General features: G+C 56.2%; 18 protein-coding genes. 2 read left to right on the top strand and 16 right to left on the bottom strand.

The annotated features are described in order from the left end of the window. Window positions 1–27: 27 nt before the first annotated feature. Window positions 28–285 (top strand): hypothetical protein, encoded by a 258-nt coding sequence (locus HNR55_RS12665; protein WP_166115963.1) that lies wholly within the window; start codon window positions 28–30, stop codon window positions 283–285. 291 nt (window positions 286–576) lie between these two features. Here HNR55_RS12665 and HNR55_RS12660 read toward each other — a convergent pair whose 3' ends face one another. Together HNR55_RS12660 and HNR55_RS12655 are read right to left on the bottom strand one after the other, a co-directional pair. Further along, window positions 577–888 (bottom strand): hypothetical protein, encoded by a 312-nt coding sequence (locus HNR55_RS12660; protein ID WP_166115961.1) that lies wholly within the window; start codon window positions 886–888, stop codon window positions 577–579. After that, window positions 885–1,265 carry an Arc family DNA-binding protein gene (locus HNR55_RS12655; RefSeq protein ID WP_166115960.1) on the bottom strand — a complete coding sequence of 127 codons (381 nt, stop codon included), beginning with the start codon at window positions 1,263–1,265 and terminating at the stop codon, window positions 885–887. The genes HNR55_RS12660 and HNR55_RS12655 overlap by 4 nt, the downstream gene beginning before the upstream one ends. Before the next feature lie 317 nt (window positions 1,266–1,582). Here HNR55_RS12655 and HNR55_RS12650 point away from each other — a divergent pair, with 317 nt between their 5' ends. Then, a complete protein-coding gene (locus HNR55_RS12650; RefSeq protein WP_198911925.1) occupies window positions 1,583–2,380 on the top strand; it encodes a KilA-N domain-containing protein in 798 nt (265 codons plus the stop codon). Window positions 2,381–2,649: 269 nt separating this feature from the next. On the opposite strand, the gene HNR55_RS12645 is transcribed toward HNR55_RS12650, so the two are convergent. From HNR55_RS12645 to HNR55_RS12580, 14 genes are all read right to left on the bottom strand, one after another. Next, window positions 2,650–4,473, bottom strand: coding sequence for a hypothetical protein (locus HNR55_RS12645; RefSeq protein ID WP_166115957.1), 1,824 nt, complete (start codon window positions 4,471–4,473; stop codon window positions 2,650–2,652). Further along, entirely contained in the window at window positions 4,470–5,153 is a 684-nt protein-coding gene (locus HNR55_RS12640) for a phage adaptor protein (RefSeq protein WP_166115956.1), read from the bottom strand. The genes HNR55_RS12645 and HNR55_RS12640 overlap by 4 nt, the downstream gene beginning before the upstream one ends. Window positions 5,154–5,155: 2 nt before the next feature. After that, window positions 5,156–5,881 (bottom strand): hypothetical protein, encoded by a 726-nt coding sequence (locus HNR55_RS12635; protein ID WP_166115955.1) that lies wholly within the window; start codon window positions 5,879–5,881, stop codon window positions 5,156–5,158. A 49-nt stretch (window positions 5,882–5,930) separates the two neighbouring features. Next, window positions 5,931–6,221, bottom strand: a complete 291-nt coding sequence (locus tag HNR55_RS12630) for a hypothetical protein (protein WP_166115954.1) — start codon at window positions 6,219–6,221, stop codon at window positions 5,931–5,933. Window positions 6,222–6,233: 12 nt separating this feature from the next. Further along, a complete protein-coding gene (locus tag HNR55_RS12625) occupies window positions 6,234–7,250 on the bottom strand; it encodes a phage major capsid protein (RefSeq protein ID WP_166115953.1) in 1,017 nt (338 codons plus the stop codon). A gap of 18 nt (window positions 7,251–7,268) precedes the next feature. After that, window positions 7,269–8,423 carry a hypothetical protein gene (locus tag HNR55_RS12620; RefSeq protein ID WP_166115952.1) on the bottom strand — a complete coding sequence of 385 codons (1,155 nt, stop codon included), beginning with the start codon at window positions 8,421–8,423 and terminating at the stop codon, window positions 7,269–7,271. Next, window positions 8,420–8,671 carry a hypothetical protein gene (locus tag HNR55_RS12615; RefSeq protein ID WP_166115951.1) on the bottom strand — a complete coding sequence of 84 codons (252 nt, stop codon included), beginning with the start codon at window positions 8,669–8,671 and terminating at the stop codon, window positions 8,420–8,422. The genes HNR55_RS12620 and HNR55_RS12615 overlap by 4 nt, the downstream gene beginning before the upstream one ends. 147 nt (window positions 8,672–8,818) lie before the next feature. Next, window positions 8,819–8,983: a hypothetical protein gene (locus HNR55_RS12610; RefSeq protein ID WP_166115950.1), complete on the bottom strand. Its 165-nt coding sequence runs from the start codon at window positions 8,981–8,983 to the stop codon at window positions 8,819–8,821. Continuing rightward, window positions 8,967–9,833 carry an HlyD family secretion protein gene (locus HNR55_RS12605; RefSeq protein WP_166115949.1) on the bottom strand — a complete coding sequence of 289 codons (867 nt, stop codon included), beginning with the start codon at window positions 9,831–9,833 and terminating at the stop codon, window positions 8,967–8,969. The genes HNR55_RS12610 and HNR55_RS12605 overlap by 17 nt, the downstream gene beginning before the upstream one ends. After that, window positions 9,833–11,362: a hypothetical protein gene (locus HNR55_RS12600; protein ID WP_166115948.1), complete on the bottom strand. Its 1,530-nt coding sequence runs from the start codon at window positions 11,360–11,362 to the stop codon at window positions 9,833–9,835. The genes HNR55_RS12605 and HNR55_RS12600 overlap by 1 nt, the downstream gene beginning before the upstream one ends. A gap of 2 nt (window positions 11,363–11,364) precedes the next feature. Continuing rightward, a complete protein-coding gene (locus HNR55_RS12595; RefSeq protein WP_166115947.1) occupies window positions 11,365–12,747 on the bottom strand; it encodes a hypothetical protein in 1,383 nt (460 codons plus the stop codon). A 149-nt stretch (window positions 12,748–12,896) separates the two neighbouring features. Then, window positions 12,897–13,199 carry a DUF5681 domain-containing protein gene (locus tag HNR55_RS12590; RefSeq protein WP_166115946.1) on the bottom strand — a complete coding sequence of 101 codons (303 nt, stop codon included), beginning with the start codon at window positions 13,197–13,199 and terminating at the stop codon, window positions 12,897–12,899. Between the two features lie 360 nt (window positions 13,200–13,559). Further along, complete coding sequence (locus HNR55_RS12585) at window positions 13,560–13,706, bottom strand: hypothetical protein (protein WP_166115945.1); 147 nt, start codon at window positions 13,704–13,706, stop codon at window positions 13,560–13,562. A gap of 417 nt (window positions 13,707–14,123) precedes the next feature. Continuing rightward, window positions 14,124–14,360: hypothetical protein (locus HNR55_RS12580; protein ID WP_221441738.1), on the bottom strand; the 237-nt coding region annotated here is incomplete at its 5' end.

Below are 14,360 nucleotides of genomic sequence, written 5' to 3'. Positions count from 1 at the left end.
CATCGTATTACGTGCGACTATTCCAGCATGGAAAATCACAGCATCATCGCAAAAATTGACCCTGATGTTCTCAGGGTTATTGATTTTATGCAGTACGGCGACCCCGGCCAAAATGGCGGCGGGATTGCTTGCAGCAGGCTGGTGGCTGTAGCAGAGGCCATTGGGGCGCTGGGGCCGATTTTATGGGCGCACCATCCGAAGGAAAGCCTCTATGCTGGAGCGCCCATTACTATAGGCCGATCTCTTGCCCCGTCAGTGATGGGCGGCAACAATAAGCTGCCATAAAATAGGCCCAGACAGCAGTCCGTGTGAGTGGTGGTTTTGCGGCGGCATGACATGGCCGCATGCTATGGCAATTTCATGGCCGCACCCTGTGCAGCGGTAAATGCCCGCATAGGGTGCCAGCGTTCCGGGATGGGACGCATTGTTCGCGTCAAAAGCGCTCCCAAAATCTTGGCTTAAAAAGCCGCCGTCTTTATATAAGGCCATGCCTGTCCCCCATTAAAAACAGCAGCACAGCAGTAGCAAACGAGTCCCGTCAACGCGTGTGAGTACAGGGGTTTGAAAAAAGTGGGTCTATGAAACGCGGAACGCTATATAGGCTAGAAGAAAAATAACAATGATAAAAAGAGCTACTATATTTTTATAAAGGGATTTTATCTCACAATATATTGTAATAGTATTGAAGGTTGCATTTGCCGCATCCTCTCTGGTGTGAGATATTAAAGTAAGCAATTGCTCTCTTGATAGCTTTTCATCTATTATTTGGCCTCTATTAAAAAGAGTATCATTTGTTATTTGGTTTGATAATGACTTATTGAAATCAATAATACTTTGTCCATCAATGCGCCTCAGCCTTGATGCTTGTCCCGGCTCATATTCCTTCATTCCCCCAACACCCTCTTAATACGCCGCAACCGGCGCTCATAATCAGCAACGCGCTCACGCGCCCATCGGTGTTCCACGATAAGCTGACCAAGTATCATGCCGTCAACAGGCCCATTATCTATGGCGGCGGCTTTCTGCCTCTCCATCTCTTCACTAAGGCGATCGCACTCAGCCTGCGCCCCAGATAGAAGATGGCGCAATTCCTCCGCTTCTTCGCTAAGAAAAACTGCTAGTGGAGCTTCGTTGGGATTAGTCATCCCGAGACGATGGACGATCTCCGAGTTTATGCTGCGGCCATTACGCGCCGCCGCTTCCTCTATCTCTCTCTTAAGCTTCTCTGATGCCCTGAATCGCATCATTGGATCATCGCGTGCCATAGGCCGCACCCTGTGAGGTTTTTTCTCTTGCTACAAGAGCACACAGTGTGCTTAATAAAGTCACACCGTGTGATGCGGTGCAGAAAAGGAGAGCAAATGAGCCGAGAGCACCCCTTGGTCCGGGTAAGATTTCCCCCGGAAATATTACAGGCACTTGAAACAAGCCGCTTCATTAACCGGCGGTCTTTGACTTCGGAGATCGTTTTCGGGCTGGAGCAGTATCTCAACAGCATCGAAGCAACAAAAAAGGCGTCAGGCCCAGCCGTGGAAAGCAAACCTGACGCCTCTCGTGAAACAACCACAAAGGAATAATGGCCGTGCGTACAAATAACACAGAACTGACCATTCTTTCCACCACTATCCGCCGGGACGCAGAAGGGCGGTATTGCCTGAACGATTGCCATAAGGCTTCGGGTGGAGATGCCCCCAAGGCACCAGCGCAATGGCTGCGGAATGACCAGACTAAGGCATTGATAGAGGAATTGAGCGATGTGCAAATTTCCACATCGCCTGTTTCAACAAAAAAAGGCGGCGCAAACCAAGGCACTTACGCCTGCAAAGAACTGGTCTACGCCTACGCCATGTGGATCAGCCCGTCATTTAACCTTCAGGTTATCCGGGCCTTTGATGCGCTAGTAACGGGGCAGATTCCCAATTCTTCTCCCAAACCCAAACGCATCCGCAAGCCCGCGTTTGATACAGCCTTCACCCGCTGCATGAACGTGGTGGCGCTTCTACCCAACGTGGACGAAAACCAGAAGGTTCTTATGGCCGCGCGCGGTACGCACACGCTCACGGGCATCAACCCGCTTGAGGCTATGGGGTATTCTGCACTCCCGGCTGCCACGGAGGATAACTACCAGACGCCAACGCAGCTTGGTAAGCCGTTCGGCCTGCCACCCCGGCGTGTTAATCAGATCCTCGTGGATGCGGGCTTGCAGGTCCATACCCCCGGTTCATCCACGGGCAGCGATTGGAGCATGACCGACAAGGGGCTTGCTTACGGGAAGATGTTCGATACGTCCCGGCGTGGCGGAAAGGGTTCTCAGCAGCAGCTCAAATGGAAGCCGTCTGTTGCGGAGTTCCTGCGCCCTTTCTCCCAAACGCCAGCGTAAGCGCCGTAACGGCCAGCCATACCTTCGGGGGTGGCAACGCTGGTGGGAGGATGAGCGAGGCGGAAATATCTGATGCTGTTCTTTTCATCGCACAGGCTTTTCCTGAGCATCGCGCGAGATACGGAACGACGATTGAAAAGGGTAGGGCGAGGCTGAGAACGGCTGCTCGAGCCATCATGCAGCTTTGGCACGATCTGGAACAGGAGGAGAGGGCTCTATGCTCAAACTGATCTGGAACACACTGCGGGGACGATACCGGATTTCCGGTATCAACTCAGCAATCCACCTGTAAGATAGGTCACATCCACCCGCACAATTTCGTTATCAAATGGGGCAAGGTTCCCGCTGGTGACTTGCAGGCATGGGGAAATGGCATACCCCATGCCTGAAACGGGTGCCCACTTCTTCTGGGGCGTCAATGTGCTGCTGTCGTTCCAGAGTGATTGATCCCAGATTGCCTGATCCCATATTCCAGAATCAGAGACTGCCGCTGACTGGGGGGCTGCCGGGATAGTCAGAACGTAGTCATACATCATACCGATTGACCAACTGATCTGACTTGTCCCGCGCATCATGACATTGGCATCTCGCGGCATTTTCGCCCCAAAAGTACCACCAAGATCATGGAACAGCGGTGCGTATATTGCCGTGAATGGCACGCCCATATCCATGCCGGTCTGCCACGCGCCAGCAATCCGCCCCTCAGTTGTGCCGAAGTAAAGCTGCCCGCCCATATCCGCAAAGCAAAGGGGATTCCAGTTTGTAAACCGCGCCCATGCGCTGGTATTCATGTTTACCACCAGTATATATGGTTGGTAATTATCGGAAGCTGGAATGGATACGGCCACCATCTGCATTTCAGGCCAAACCGTTACCTGCCAGTTGCGCGTTGGGCGCTCTGCAACAGCCTGCATCCAAGCGTCCTGAATGGGGTAGGAAACCGCACCGGGCGCAAGGTTAGATGGGTTGCGGTTGACGGCCTGTGTGAGCGGAATAAGACCCGCGTCCGTTGCAATAAGCAGGTCCCCACCATTGCGGATGAAGGCTCTCTTTCCACGCGGCTTGTCCACCCTATAGAGGCCAACCTTTCCCCATGTGGATGAAAGATTAGGGTCGTACCCCTGATAAACCGCTACCTCTCCGGCATCTGTCACAAAAACGCACTGCTCTGACAGGCCGTTGCTGCTGGAATTATCCAGAGACCACGATGAGCCGAACAGGAGCGAGCCGCCCGCAGGAAATACGCCGCCCAACGGCAGCGGCGTAACGGGCCCTGCGACGGCTCCCGCAGCCATATACCAGACGTTCATGGTGCCGCTCTCGATGAAATAGAGCCGCGCCATATAGGACCAGACGAATGAGAACTTTGACGGGTCAACGGTAGATATGGATGAGCCAGACGCCACCGTTATGCCGGGCCAATATGTGGAGCTAGCCCCAGACAGGACAGCAGACCCGCCAGACGAGCCAGATACAGATTCCCCAGACTGGAACGCAGTTGCGTTCGTGCTGGTCACATACAGTTGTGACCCCTGCTGGAAGATAACGCGGCCCTTTGCACCCGAAGTCGCCCCCGTTACCACCTCACCATCTGCAAAGTCTTTGGTGATGGTGCCTAGCTGGAGCAGAAGAATGTCGCTACCGGTTAGCGGCCACCAGTGCGTACCATCGTAGAGCTGAACCGGGTCAACGCCATTGACGGCAATAAGGAACACGCCGCCGTCTGTTGCAAATTGGGTGGAGACCCACTCTCCGCCCGTCAATCCAGTCACGGCGGCCGCGGGGGCGGATGCGCTGGTAATGTCCCAGATGGTTCCGCCTATGGCTGCAAACAGCTTTTCAATGCCGCCATCGTTATACGACATAAGCGATGAGCAGTCTGCACTCGGGTCTGGCTGGGCATAAAGCGCGCACCCGCGCCGAATGCGCACAGTCTGAGGCGTGGGCCACCAGTTATCCAGCGCAACTGCCCCGGGGGTATCGCTGGTATTGGCAATGAGGTTCTGGTTGCTTATCCAACCAGCCGTTGGCGGTGGGAAACTGACAACCTGCGCCTTGCGACCGCGCGCGCCAGACTGAACTGGCGTCCTCATCGCGCCAGAGCCCATATGCCAAGGCGGTTCAGACCGTTCCTACTGCTGCGAATAGGCTTGCTACCGTGGTCCTTGGAGGCAATCTGGGACAACCGCACCTCGTAATTCTGCATATCCTCTGCATAATCCAGACCTTCGGCCTGCTTCCAGCGCCATACCATCGCCAGCACAAGCAACTGCTGATCCAGCAGGAATGTATCGCTATCCGCCGTGAACTGCGGCTTTAGGGTGCCATCATCGCCACGCACCAGATTGGATGCAATGTACCAAAAGCACGGATTTTCATTGATGCGCGGCGCGGGCATAAGGTGCATCTGACCGCTGTAGATGATCCAGTATCCCGGAATGGTGGATGGCATGAACCGCTGCAACTGCGTCCACTCATCAAGGTCTTTTGCGGCCTGATAATTCACTGACCAGATTGACGAATGCACATCAGATTTGACCAGCATCCGGCCATAATCGGCAGGTAGGTCAAAATCTGCTGTTTGGCCGTCCGTGGTGAGTGTGCATTGCTTGGTCAGGGCCAGCCAGTCATGCTGCTGGGCAATATCAAGGATGGCCTCCGAGATAATGGCCTGCATCTTGATCTGGAAGGCCTCTGTTCCAGTGAAAAGGCTATTCTGGTCCTGCGCCAGCAAGCGCCGGGATGCCTGCTTGAAACAGTCCAGAACAGTCATGGTCAGACTTCCTCTGCCATACGCAGCAGCGTTTCGCGGGAATGGTTGCCGCGCAGGACACCGCCCGAACGCTCTTTTACAAAGGCCCGGAGTTTGTCGTCACTCATATGGGCAAACGCATTCTCTGCTGCATTTGAGGCCACAGATGCGGCCTCAACAACGGCAGCCTCCACCACGGCCTGTGCTTCGAGCTTGGCTTTCAGTTCTTCAATCTGGCGCTTCATAGCCGCCATCTGGTCTGCCGCTTCGCCGCCGCGCGCCTGATCAGCCATCCAGAGAGCAGCCATGCGCTTGAGTTCATTCCCTACAACGCCAAGAGCTTTCAGGCTGGCTCCTTCGAGCGAATGAACCGCCTCAATGGAATACACCCGCAAAGCCCGGCACAGGCTGATCTGCGATTGCGAAATGCCGTACGGCGTCAGTTCCTGCAAAGGCGTGCCACTACCGGACTGCGCGGCCCCCGTCTTGAACTGCCGGTATTCTGCGCCAAACCGCTCTGCATAGGTGATTGGCTGCCCAGCCTGCACCTGCCAGATGCTGTCAGCCGGAACGATAGGCCGGTAATTCTTTTCACCGGCAATGCGGAGTTCGCAAAGCTCGATGGTTTTCATCACGGGGCGCTTCTCGCGCCGGGAAGCCTCAACATCCTCCACCGTTTCGTATTTGAAGAACGGTGTCACCTCATAATCAGTGAACGGCTTATCAACGCGGCTGAATGATGGTTCCATGGTATCCCCTGAAAGAAAAATGGGGGAGCGGTAAAGCTCCCCCTAAGCGTCAGATGGCTGCTGCTTTGGCCCAGAAGGAGCCACCAGCAGGGACGGCCACAGGAGCCGTGTAAGCCCCACCAGCCGAAGCTGTAGCGTTCCCGCTATCGTCAATAGCAATGGCCGCGCCTGCCGCCAGAGCCGCCGCGCTGGTTGCCCAGACGCGCTTGTAACCGTGCTCGTCAAACGACACGTCCCCATACTCGGGGGATACGGTGCCATTGACGTCAAACCACGAACCGTCTGCGGGCATCACATCGTCAAGAGACGGGCCAAGGGAGGGGTTGGTGCGAATCGTCATATCCGTTCTCCCTTACGCCGCTGCCGGGGTGGTATCGAGCCGCCACGTATAGCGGGGGTTTTTGTTGATCATCTCGCCATTCCAAACGAGATACTGAACAATGGCGTCCTGGTTGATCGGGCGCGCGCCGTCCCCCTCGAACAGCGGAACCATGTTGCGATTGGGGTGGTAGCGGATTTCCAGCGCCTTGCTGTCGATGCCGTAGATCGTGTTAGCAGGCATCACCGTGCCAACGCCGTTGGCGCACAGCAGCGCAACCGGGCCAGCAGGCGTTGCCAGTTCCAGCGCATCGAAGCCCAACTTTTCCATATCGCTGCTGGTAATGCGCTGGATGGCCGTCATGCTGGTCTGCACAGTGTCATAAGACACCACATCCGCGATGATCAGGTCAGCCTTGCGCGTACCCTTGGAGCGATTGGCAATGATGCGGCGCAGGATACGGGGGGCTGTCGTTACGTCCCACGTTGCCCCAATATCAGGAAAATCTTTGGTCGCCTTGAAGTAGCTGGTGCGCCACATCGGAACCTGCGCGCGGTCAATGCTGCCGTACACGCCCACGTTCGGGACAATCGGCACGGCACCACCGAAGCCGATCATTTCGCGGCCACCAGCGCCAGTGCCGTCACCATGAATGGCCTCTTCCATGGCATTCTTCATGGATTCCTCAGCGTTCTCCATGTAGGTATCCACCAGATCAATGATCTTGGCGCGCCCTTCGTTGGCGAGAATTTCAGTGCCGGTCAGCGAGAAACCAACGGCCACGTTCTTGGGCGTGAACACGGCACTGTTAATGATTTCCTTGGGCGCGTTGCCCAGCTTGTCATAACCCGTGAACCACTGCGCATCCAGCTTGTCGATGACGAGCGTGATACGAATATCCGGCCCGTCATAGGGCTTGAACAGGTTGTTTTTGCGCAGCACCGCCAGAACCGGGTTGCTGTTGAAAACAAGATCCTGAATATCCTTGGAGCGGTCTTCGAGAGATGCCGTAAGCACCTGCCGAAGCCGCACATTGCTTGTGATTGCCATGCGGCCAACCCTTACGAATTAAGCCCCTGCGCGGTCCAATGCCGCTTCAATGGAGGCCCTACGTGAAACCTTACCCCTACGCACCGGGTTTGCTGATTGACCCGAAGAAGGAGCGCCTGAAACTTGTGGAGATTTGCCCGCACGCGCTGGGTTGGCAGTCTGGGCTGTTGTCTGCGCCTGATCGGCGGGGCTGCTGGCGGACACAGAGCGCGGGCTTAACCGCTCAGCCATGTCATATGCAGCCTCAAGCCGATCTGAGGGCGCTAGATCATTCGGTATCATACCAGAATTGAGGCACCGTACAACAGTTTCCTGCAATTCAGCAAAACGCGGCTTAGATGCGGCAAAAGGCGCGATAACCTCCGCGCTAACACGCGCAGCCTGCTCTTGCGCCAACTGCTGCTGCAACTGCTGTTCGCGAGGTGAAACCTGCGCCTGCTGCGGCTGCGCCTGAATGCGCGGCATCATCATGTGCGCCTGATATTCAGGGCTGTTTTGCAGAACCATCTGAGCGTACTGATCGGGCCGCATACCGATGCGCTGGAGAATATCCCCGACCGCCTGCACAGGGTTCTGCTTTAGCAGCCGGTCAAGGTCAGTATAGACCTCAAGGGCCTGCGAGAGCTTTATGCCATTGCGCTCGGCAAAATCCTCAAATGGCTTGAGGGATTCCCTGAACTGCTGGTTTTCGGAACTGCGCTGAACAGCGGCTTCATAATCGCGCTCAAGCCGCGCCACCTCAGCCTTGACGGAATTCGGAGTGTTGGCCCATGTTTCCTTGGCTTTTGGCAAGAACCGCTTGGGGGCCTGCGGCTGCTTTCTGTCATCGGCCTCTGGCTTGCCGTCTGGCTTCGGCTCACCTTCGGGCTTTTCGCCATCCTGCCCGCCTGCGGTTTCTTCGACCTTATCCGCTTGAGTGTCAGGCTTCGGCTTGACGGTCTCATGCGGCTTATCAGCAGGCTTCCCGCTCTCTACCCCGTCCTCTTTTTCCAGCTTGTTCGCCGCAGCCTCAATTGCTGCACGGCGGGATTTGGGAGCTTCCGGCTCTGCGGGCTTTTCTGGCTCTGGCGCGTCCTGCTGGGGAGCACCACCACCAACAGCCACGCTTTCCGTATCGGGCGCAAGCTGCGTCGAAGGAGTGTCTTGGGTGGTATCAGTGAGTGTTTCGCTCATGCCTGCATTCCCTCGCCCCGGTCAACGGCGGCTATTGCTCTGTCCACGGAATCGCGCGCCTTGTTCTTATCGCGCACATAATTTCCCCGCTTTTGCTCGCGTGGTTTCTGGTCGTTGCCAACCTCGATGTATTCTTTGCCCTGCGGGTTGCCGTCTGCACGATAAGTGCGCCGCAAAGCACGCTTGGACGTGTAAAACTGTCTGTCCGCCATACTCTGCGTTTCGTCTATCGTGTCAGTAATAAGCATGGGGCAAGGAAGTTCTGACCGCGCAGCGCGTTCAGAAGGGACGCGCCGATATGTCGCGCGCCCGCGACCATCATCAAACCAAGCGTATTCAACGGCATCTTGCATGCACGGTAACATAGTACCGTATTGCGTGAATGTACACATATTTTAGGTGGGTGGAGTAGAGTCACTTTCACTCTGCGGCACCACATATGGCCCGTAAATTACATCACTCATGTCCATATCGGTCACATCGGGCGGCATATCTGCCTCAACCGGCCACGGATAGGCAACCTTGGTATCGAGCCTGCTAAATTCACGCTGTTTGGTCATTGATTACCACCGGCTGCATAAGGGCCTGATCCTGCTCAAACTGGGCCTGCCCAACCTCAGAAATGGCACGAACGCTGTCGTTATCTGCCGTCTGGCGCGCGGTCTGGGCATTCGCAATAAGCGTCTGCGTTTCAGCCCTGACATGCTCAATTCGGGCCAGCGTTTCAGCAAGATCGGCCTGCGCCTGCTGGTATTCGGTCTGCATACGAGCAGCCTCCATCTGCAAGGACTGCTGGCGCTGTTGCGCTTCTGCGCTTGCCTTCTGCTGGTCAAGCTGCAACTTGGCTGCCGCAAGCTGTGCATCGGCTTGGACCTTTTGCATCTGCGCTTGAGCCTTCTGCTGCTCGGCCTGCGCCAACTGCTGTTGCGCCTGGGCAAGTGCTGGATCTTGACCTTGCTGCTGGCTCTGCATCTGCTGCTGCACAATCTGGGGGGCCTGCTGGGTAAACTGCTCGATCAGGCCATCAAGCTGCCGTCCCACGCGATACGGAGCCAGAGCAAACTTGAGCAGGCCACCCGCCAATTCCGCGCCAGATGGGCCAAGTTGTAAAAGCTGCTGCACACCAGCGCTCGCTTGCGAGAACGCCCCAAGAAACTCATTGCGAGACTGCTTCTCCGCCGCCTCATCCGGCATGATCGTGCTGTCAGTTTCGATTTCAATCGCAAATGAGCGGGTCCGTTCGTCACGCAAGAATTTTACCACCTGATCAATGGTGGTTGTTTGCTCAAGCTGCTGCACCTGCTGCTGCGCCTGCATCTGGATGTGTTGTGCCTGCTGGAAAAGAACCTGCATGGGGTCAGGCTGCGGTTGCGGCTGGCCTTGTGGCTGACCATTCTGTGGTGGCATCATTACGCTGGCGCTCCCTGCGTAATTTGCTGCGGTGGAGGCCCACTCTGCGGCTGCATGGGCATCTGTGGCGGACGCCCGGCCTGCAACTCACGCTGCACCCGCATCTGCGCCTGAACCTCGCGGGCCTGCTGCTCGATATGCACAAGTGCGGCCTTAGATTGGGCCTGTATGGATGCAACCTGCTTTTTTATGTCGGCATCAGTCGGCATCTTCGTCAGGCTCATTTGCAGCAGTTCCTCGCCGCTGAAATTGGCGCAGATAATTTCGCCCGCAATAGCGCAAATGGCCTGGGCGTGGTCAACCAGCGCGTCAACCTTCTCGCGCACGCGCACGCTGCCGTACTGGCTTTTGAGCTGCTGCGCGCCGAGCGTTTCCTGCGCATCGGAAGCCCCGCGCATAATATCGCTGATACCTGAGAGTTCGTAAAAATCGCTGATAAGCTGCTGCCGTGCCTGTATGAGGCCTGTTACGGTATTGGCGAACATATCCAGCGGGAGCCAGTTCACCATATCGCCGCTACCCACAAGCGAAGATGCTGGAACCGGTATCAGCATCATATCATCGTCAGCTTCGTCCAGCAGGGTTTGCACGGCTGAGCCCACGTCCCCACCGGCAGGAATCAGGCCACGCACCCGCACCTGATCAAGCAGGCCATATATGCGCCCGGTAAGGTCGTTGATCTGGTCGAGCGTGCTTGAGTACCGGTTATAATCGGGAACAGGGATGAGCGTCTTGCGCTTGAGCGTCGCATATGCGGGCTTCGGACATGGGAAAAAGCTATCCAACGCGAGGAATGGCTCTTGGCTATCCAGAATGGTCGAAACGCCCTCGGCCACCCAATAAACGCGGTCGTCAACCCGGCTCCAAACCTCCCATACAGGAGCTTTTTCGCTTCCATCCGTCATGCCGCGCTGGTCATTGGAGGATGTGAATGCTGCATTCGCATATCCGCTGTCGGACCCAAACCTGTCACGCATCTCCGCCTTGGTCATCCATGCGCAACGAGCAACCCAACCAACCTCTGCCCATTTGCGAGCTGGCTCATGCAGGAAGTCGCGGGGCTCAAGGTGCTCCACCACAACGCGGTTTACGCCATCATCCTCGAAACGTATCCACGACACGCCGCGTCCGGTAAGGATAAGATCATCACGAACGCCTTTCATAACCGCGTCCACGCAGGTCTTATCGAGCGCAGTGGTAAGCGCGCGCTCCAGCATCTCGGAAACTTGGTCAAGGAACGGGTCGCGGATGGAAAACCGCGTACTGACCACTGGAGAAGGAGGCCGCGCATAAATTGCAGGCTTCAATATCTCCGTGCTTGACCAGAACAGATCGAAATCCGGGTCTTTATAAGCGGAGACGCCGCCAATTGATCGTGACAGCGAGAATATCTTGTCGATATGCTCACACTGATCATACCAAGGCTGAAATTCTTTGGCGGCCTGCGCTATGGCAGTCAGTAGAACATCAGATGAAACCTTGTTGTCTGGGTTTTCCAGCGTATCGGCAGCCTGGGGCAGTGCATCCACTTTTACCGTCTCCGGCGTGAAATTGGCTTCAACTTGGGAGGGGAAATTCCCTCAACCGCAAGCACATTTTGCATGGTAGGTGGCGGGGGAGATGGTGCAGCCGTCCGCGCTTCGCGCCATGATAGCGCAAGATAGCGGAAACTGTCAGCATAATGTGACGCCCAATCGTGCTCTGGCCCCATGCTGAACGCTTTTTTGTTATCGTCCCATTTCCGCTTGTAGCCTTCGAGGGCTGAAAACCCCGTCATTTCCGTGTCGCTATCAAAAACACATAATGGCAACGTGCGCCGGGTCGCATTTATGCCATCCATTAGGCCCACGCTATGCACAAGCTGGGGCTTAAAGCCCATGGCCATCATAGTTTCAATACGGGTGCGGCCGCCTGTCCATTCCCGCGCCTTTGCATCATGCGGGACGTAATCTATTCCCTTTGTCCAGCACTTTGCAGCGTAAGTCTCCCGCATGTAGTTCTCGTAGTAATCGAGGCCCACGCCAGACTGTGAGTGGCAGCCGAGTATGAGTATCTGAGGCCCGACAACTTGGAAGTGCCAAAGGGCCGTATCATCGCTGATACCCAAATCCCACGACGTATGAACGGGATAGCCTGGAACTGCTTCAATTCTACACAGCCGCGCCTCGTTGCGCACGGCGGCCAGCTCCCGCGTGTAGAACGCTCCAAGTATCGCGGCAGTCCACGAGCACATATATTCTTGGTCAAACTGCGCCTGACCCAGATCTTCGCCGTAGATAGACACATATTCAGCCAGAGCCTCCGCCGCCTGCTCTGGAGACAATGCCCCGGTGTCGTTAATTGTGAGCCTTTGCGCGAACCACTCTGGAGACTGTTCTGCGTGCTGGAACATTGTGTAGGCGTGGTTCTTGCCGCGAGGTGTCGTAATGAACGCGGCCCAGCCATCGTTTTCTTGCAACATGGGCCGGATGTAGCCCCATGCAGACGGGTTACACAGCGCCCACTCGGAAAACGTCACGCCAGCAATGCCAGCCCCCACAAGGCTGTTGTACCGATCAGATCCGACAAGCTGCCATGTGCTGCCGTTCACCAAGCGGATAAACATTTCCTGCTCGTTGGTGGTGGCGCGCAGTTCTGGAGGAATGGCTTCATCAACGCGCCGCTTTCCGGTATGCGGGTTTACAGCAGTCCAGAGCGCCTTTCTGGCCTGCGCGTATTCTGGCAAGCAATGCCAGTACGAGCCAACACGCTCAAAGGCCGCATTAGCCGTGCTCCGCAACAACAGATCGTCCTTGCCAGCACGACGGTGCCAAACGCCAAAGAACCGCTTCCCGCCATTCGATAGGTAGCGCCACGCATCGCGCTGATAATCCCGCGGTTTCCATCCGCCAGCGGGTAGAACTATTTCCTCCATGCCGCCACATATTTGGGAATGAGTATTTTGGCACTGAGAGCGCAAAGCAGCGCGCCGCCCACATCATGCCATCCGGGCACGTAGCACGTAACCAAGGCGCACATCAGGCACCACGCAAGGGTTAGCGGATGGAGCGGCTTGGTCAGCAATCAAGCGCCCTTGTTGATGATAACCGTCAGGCCCGTATTGCCGTCATCATCCTCGAATTTCGTGGGGGCCTTGCCCCATGCGCGGTCCAGCAGGGCATTGGATGCAGCAACACTTGCGGCTGGCTCGTTTGATCGCGCCCAATGGGCCAAGCGCTCAATCGCCAGCATCGTGTGTTCGCGTGCTGCCTCTTTTACTTCCTTGATAGACTTCGGGCGGCCACCGGGGTTTCCAGAAACGCCCTTTTGGAATGGCTTCCCTCTTGGTTTTTTCTTTTGCTCAGCGGTTTTGTTCTCAGCAACCATTTTTCTTACTCAGAAATTCCCTCAAGTCGCACTGCAATGCCCCAAGATCACGTGCCAGTTTTTTGCGCCGCGCCTCGAAAAGACGCACACTTGTGACGGGGCAAAAAACTGGCACCAAGCAAGCAAACCGCGAGAGGTAAGTAGATCACTCCAAACCCCCCGCCATTATCTGCACACAACGCCGCTCAGGCCTTGGTGTGTATTTAGTGAACTCATTCCCGCCGATATGCCAACCACCACACTCGCGGCACGGATAGGCGTCAAGAGAACGCTCATGGGCTTTCCGCATCAGGCGCGCACGCTGCCCGGCCTTCTTCCGGCCCGCAAAGCGTAACTTGCCCTCACAGCGGAAAGAGCCGTTCATTTTTCCATATTCCCCACCAAAGCCTTCTGCGCCTCAGTCAACGGCACCCCGGCCCGCAGGTTACAAAGCGCGCACGCCACATCCCAGTTCCGGGGTGGTGCGTAGATTTCGGAGTTTGTGGGCTTGAAGGGGGAGGTGGTCATTTGCGCATCGCCCTTTTCCCCATCACGAAAATATAGCTGCCCAGATAGATGAGCGGCCCCAATGGACCGAGTAGCAATATGCCCGAGATTGACCACCGCTCATGCCGCGAAAGATTGGCCGAAGTAGCAACCTGACATATCAGCCACACATTGCCCAAAACCATCCAAGCCGCGAGCCATGTTTGCCAATGTTGGGATATTTCCTGCATCCCTCCACAGAATCACAAAACCCCACGAATGTACAGCGAAAACGCGCGCAACCCTGCGTTTTTACGTGTCGATATTTTGCGACAGTACCCGCTATCCACAGGGTTGTACACACGGATAAACGAAAGCCGCCCAGCGCCAACTGAGCGGCTTTCAACCCAACCAACCGCAGAACCCGAACTGTACGCCAAATAACGACCTCTGTACAGCCTATTTCGGTCCACGCACCCAATCATCCCACAACGGCAAAACCTCCTCATCCAACAACCCCTCCTCTGGCGCATGAAGCGGGACCGGGTGCACCTCGACCACCGGCAATCGCACCGGGCCGCAGTTCTCCATCGTCATGAAGTCTACCAGCTCGTCGGGGTCTGGTTCGTGGCCAGTTCCCCATTCGGTCATGCGCCGCACCCTTGCATCAGGTGCGCACGAGATGCCTTTTCCCAC

This window comes from Acetobacter lovaniensis (genome assembly GCF_014207635.1).
Taxonomy (GTDB): domain Bacteria; phylum Pseudomonadota; class Alphaproteobacteria; order Acetobacterales; family Acetobacteraceae; genus Acetobacter; species Acetobacter lovaniensis.
Note: the sequence above shows the minus strand (reverse complement) of the source record. Positions and strands in the feature narration are given on the sequence as shown.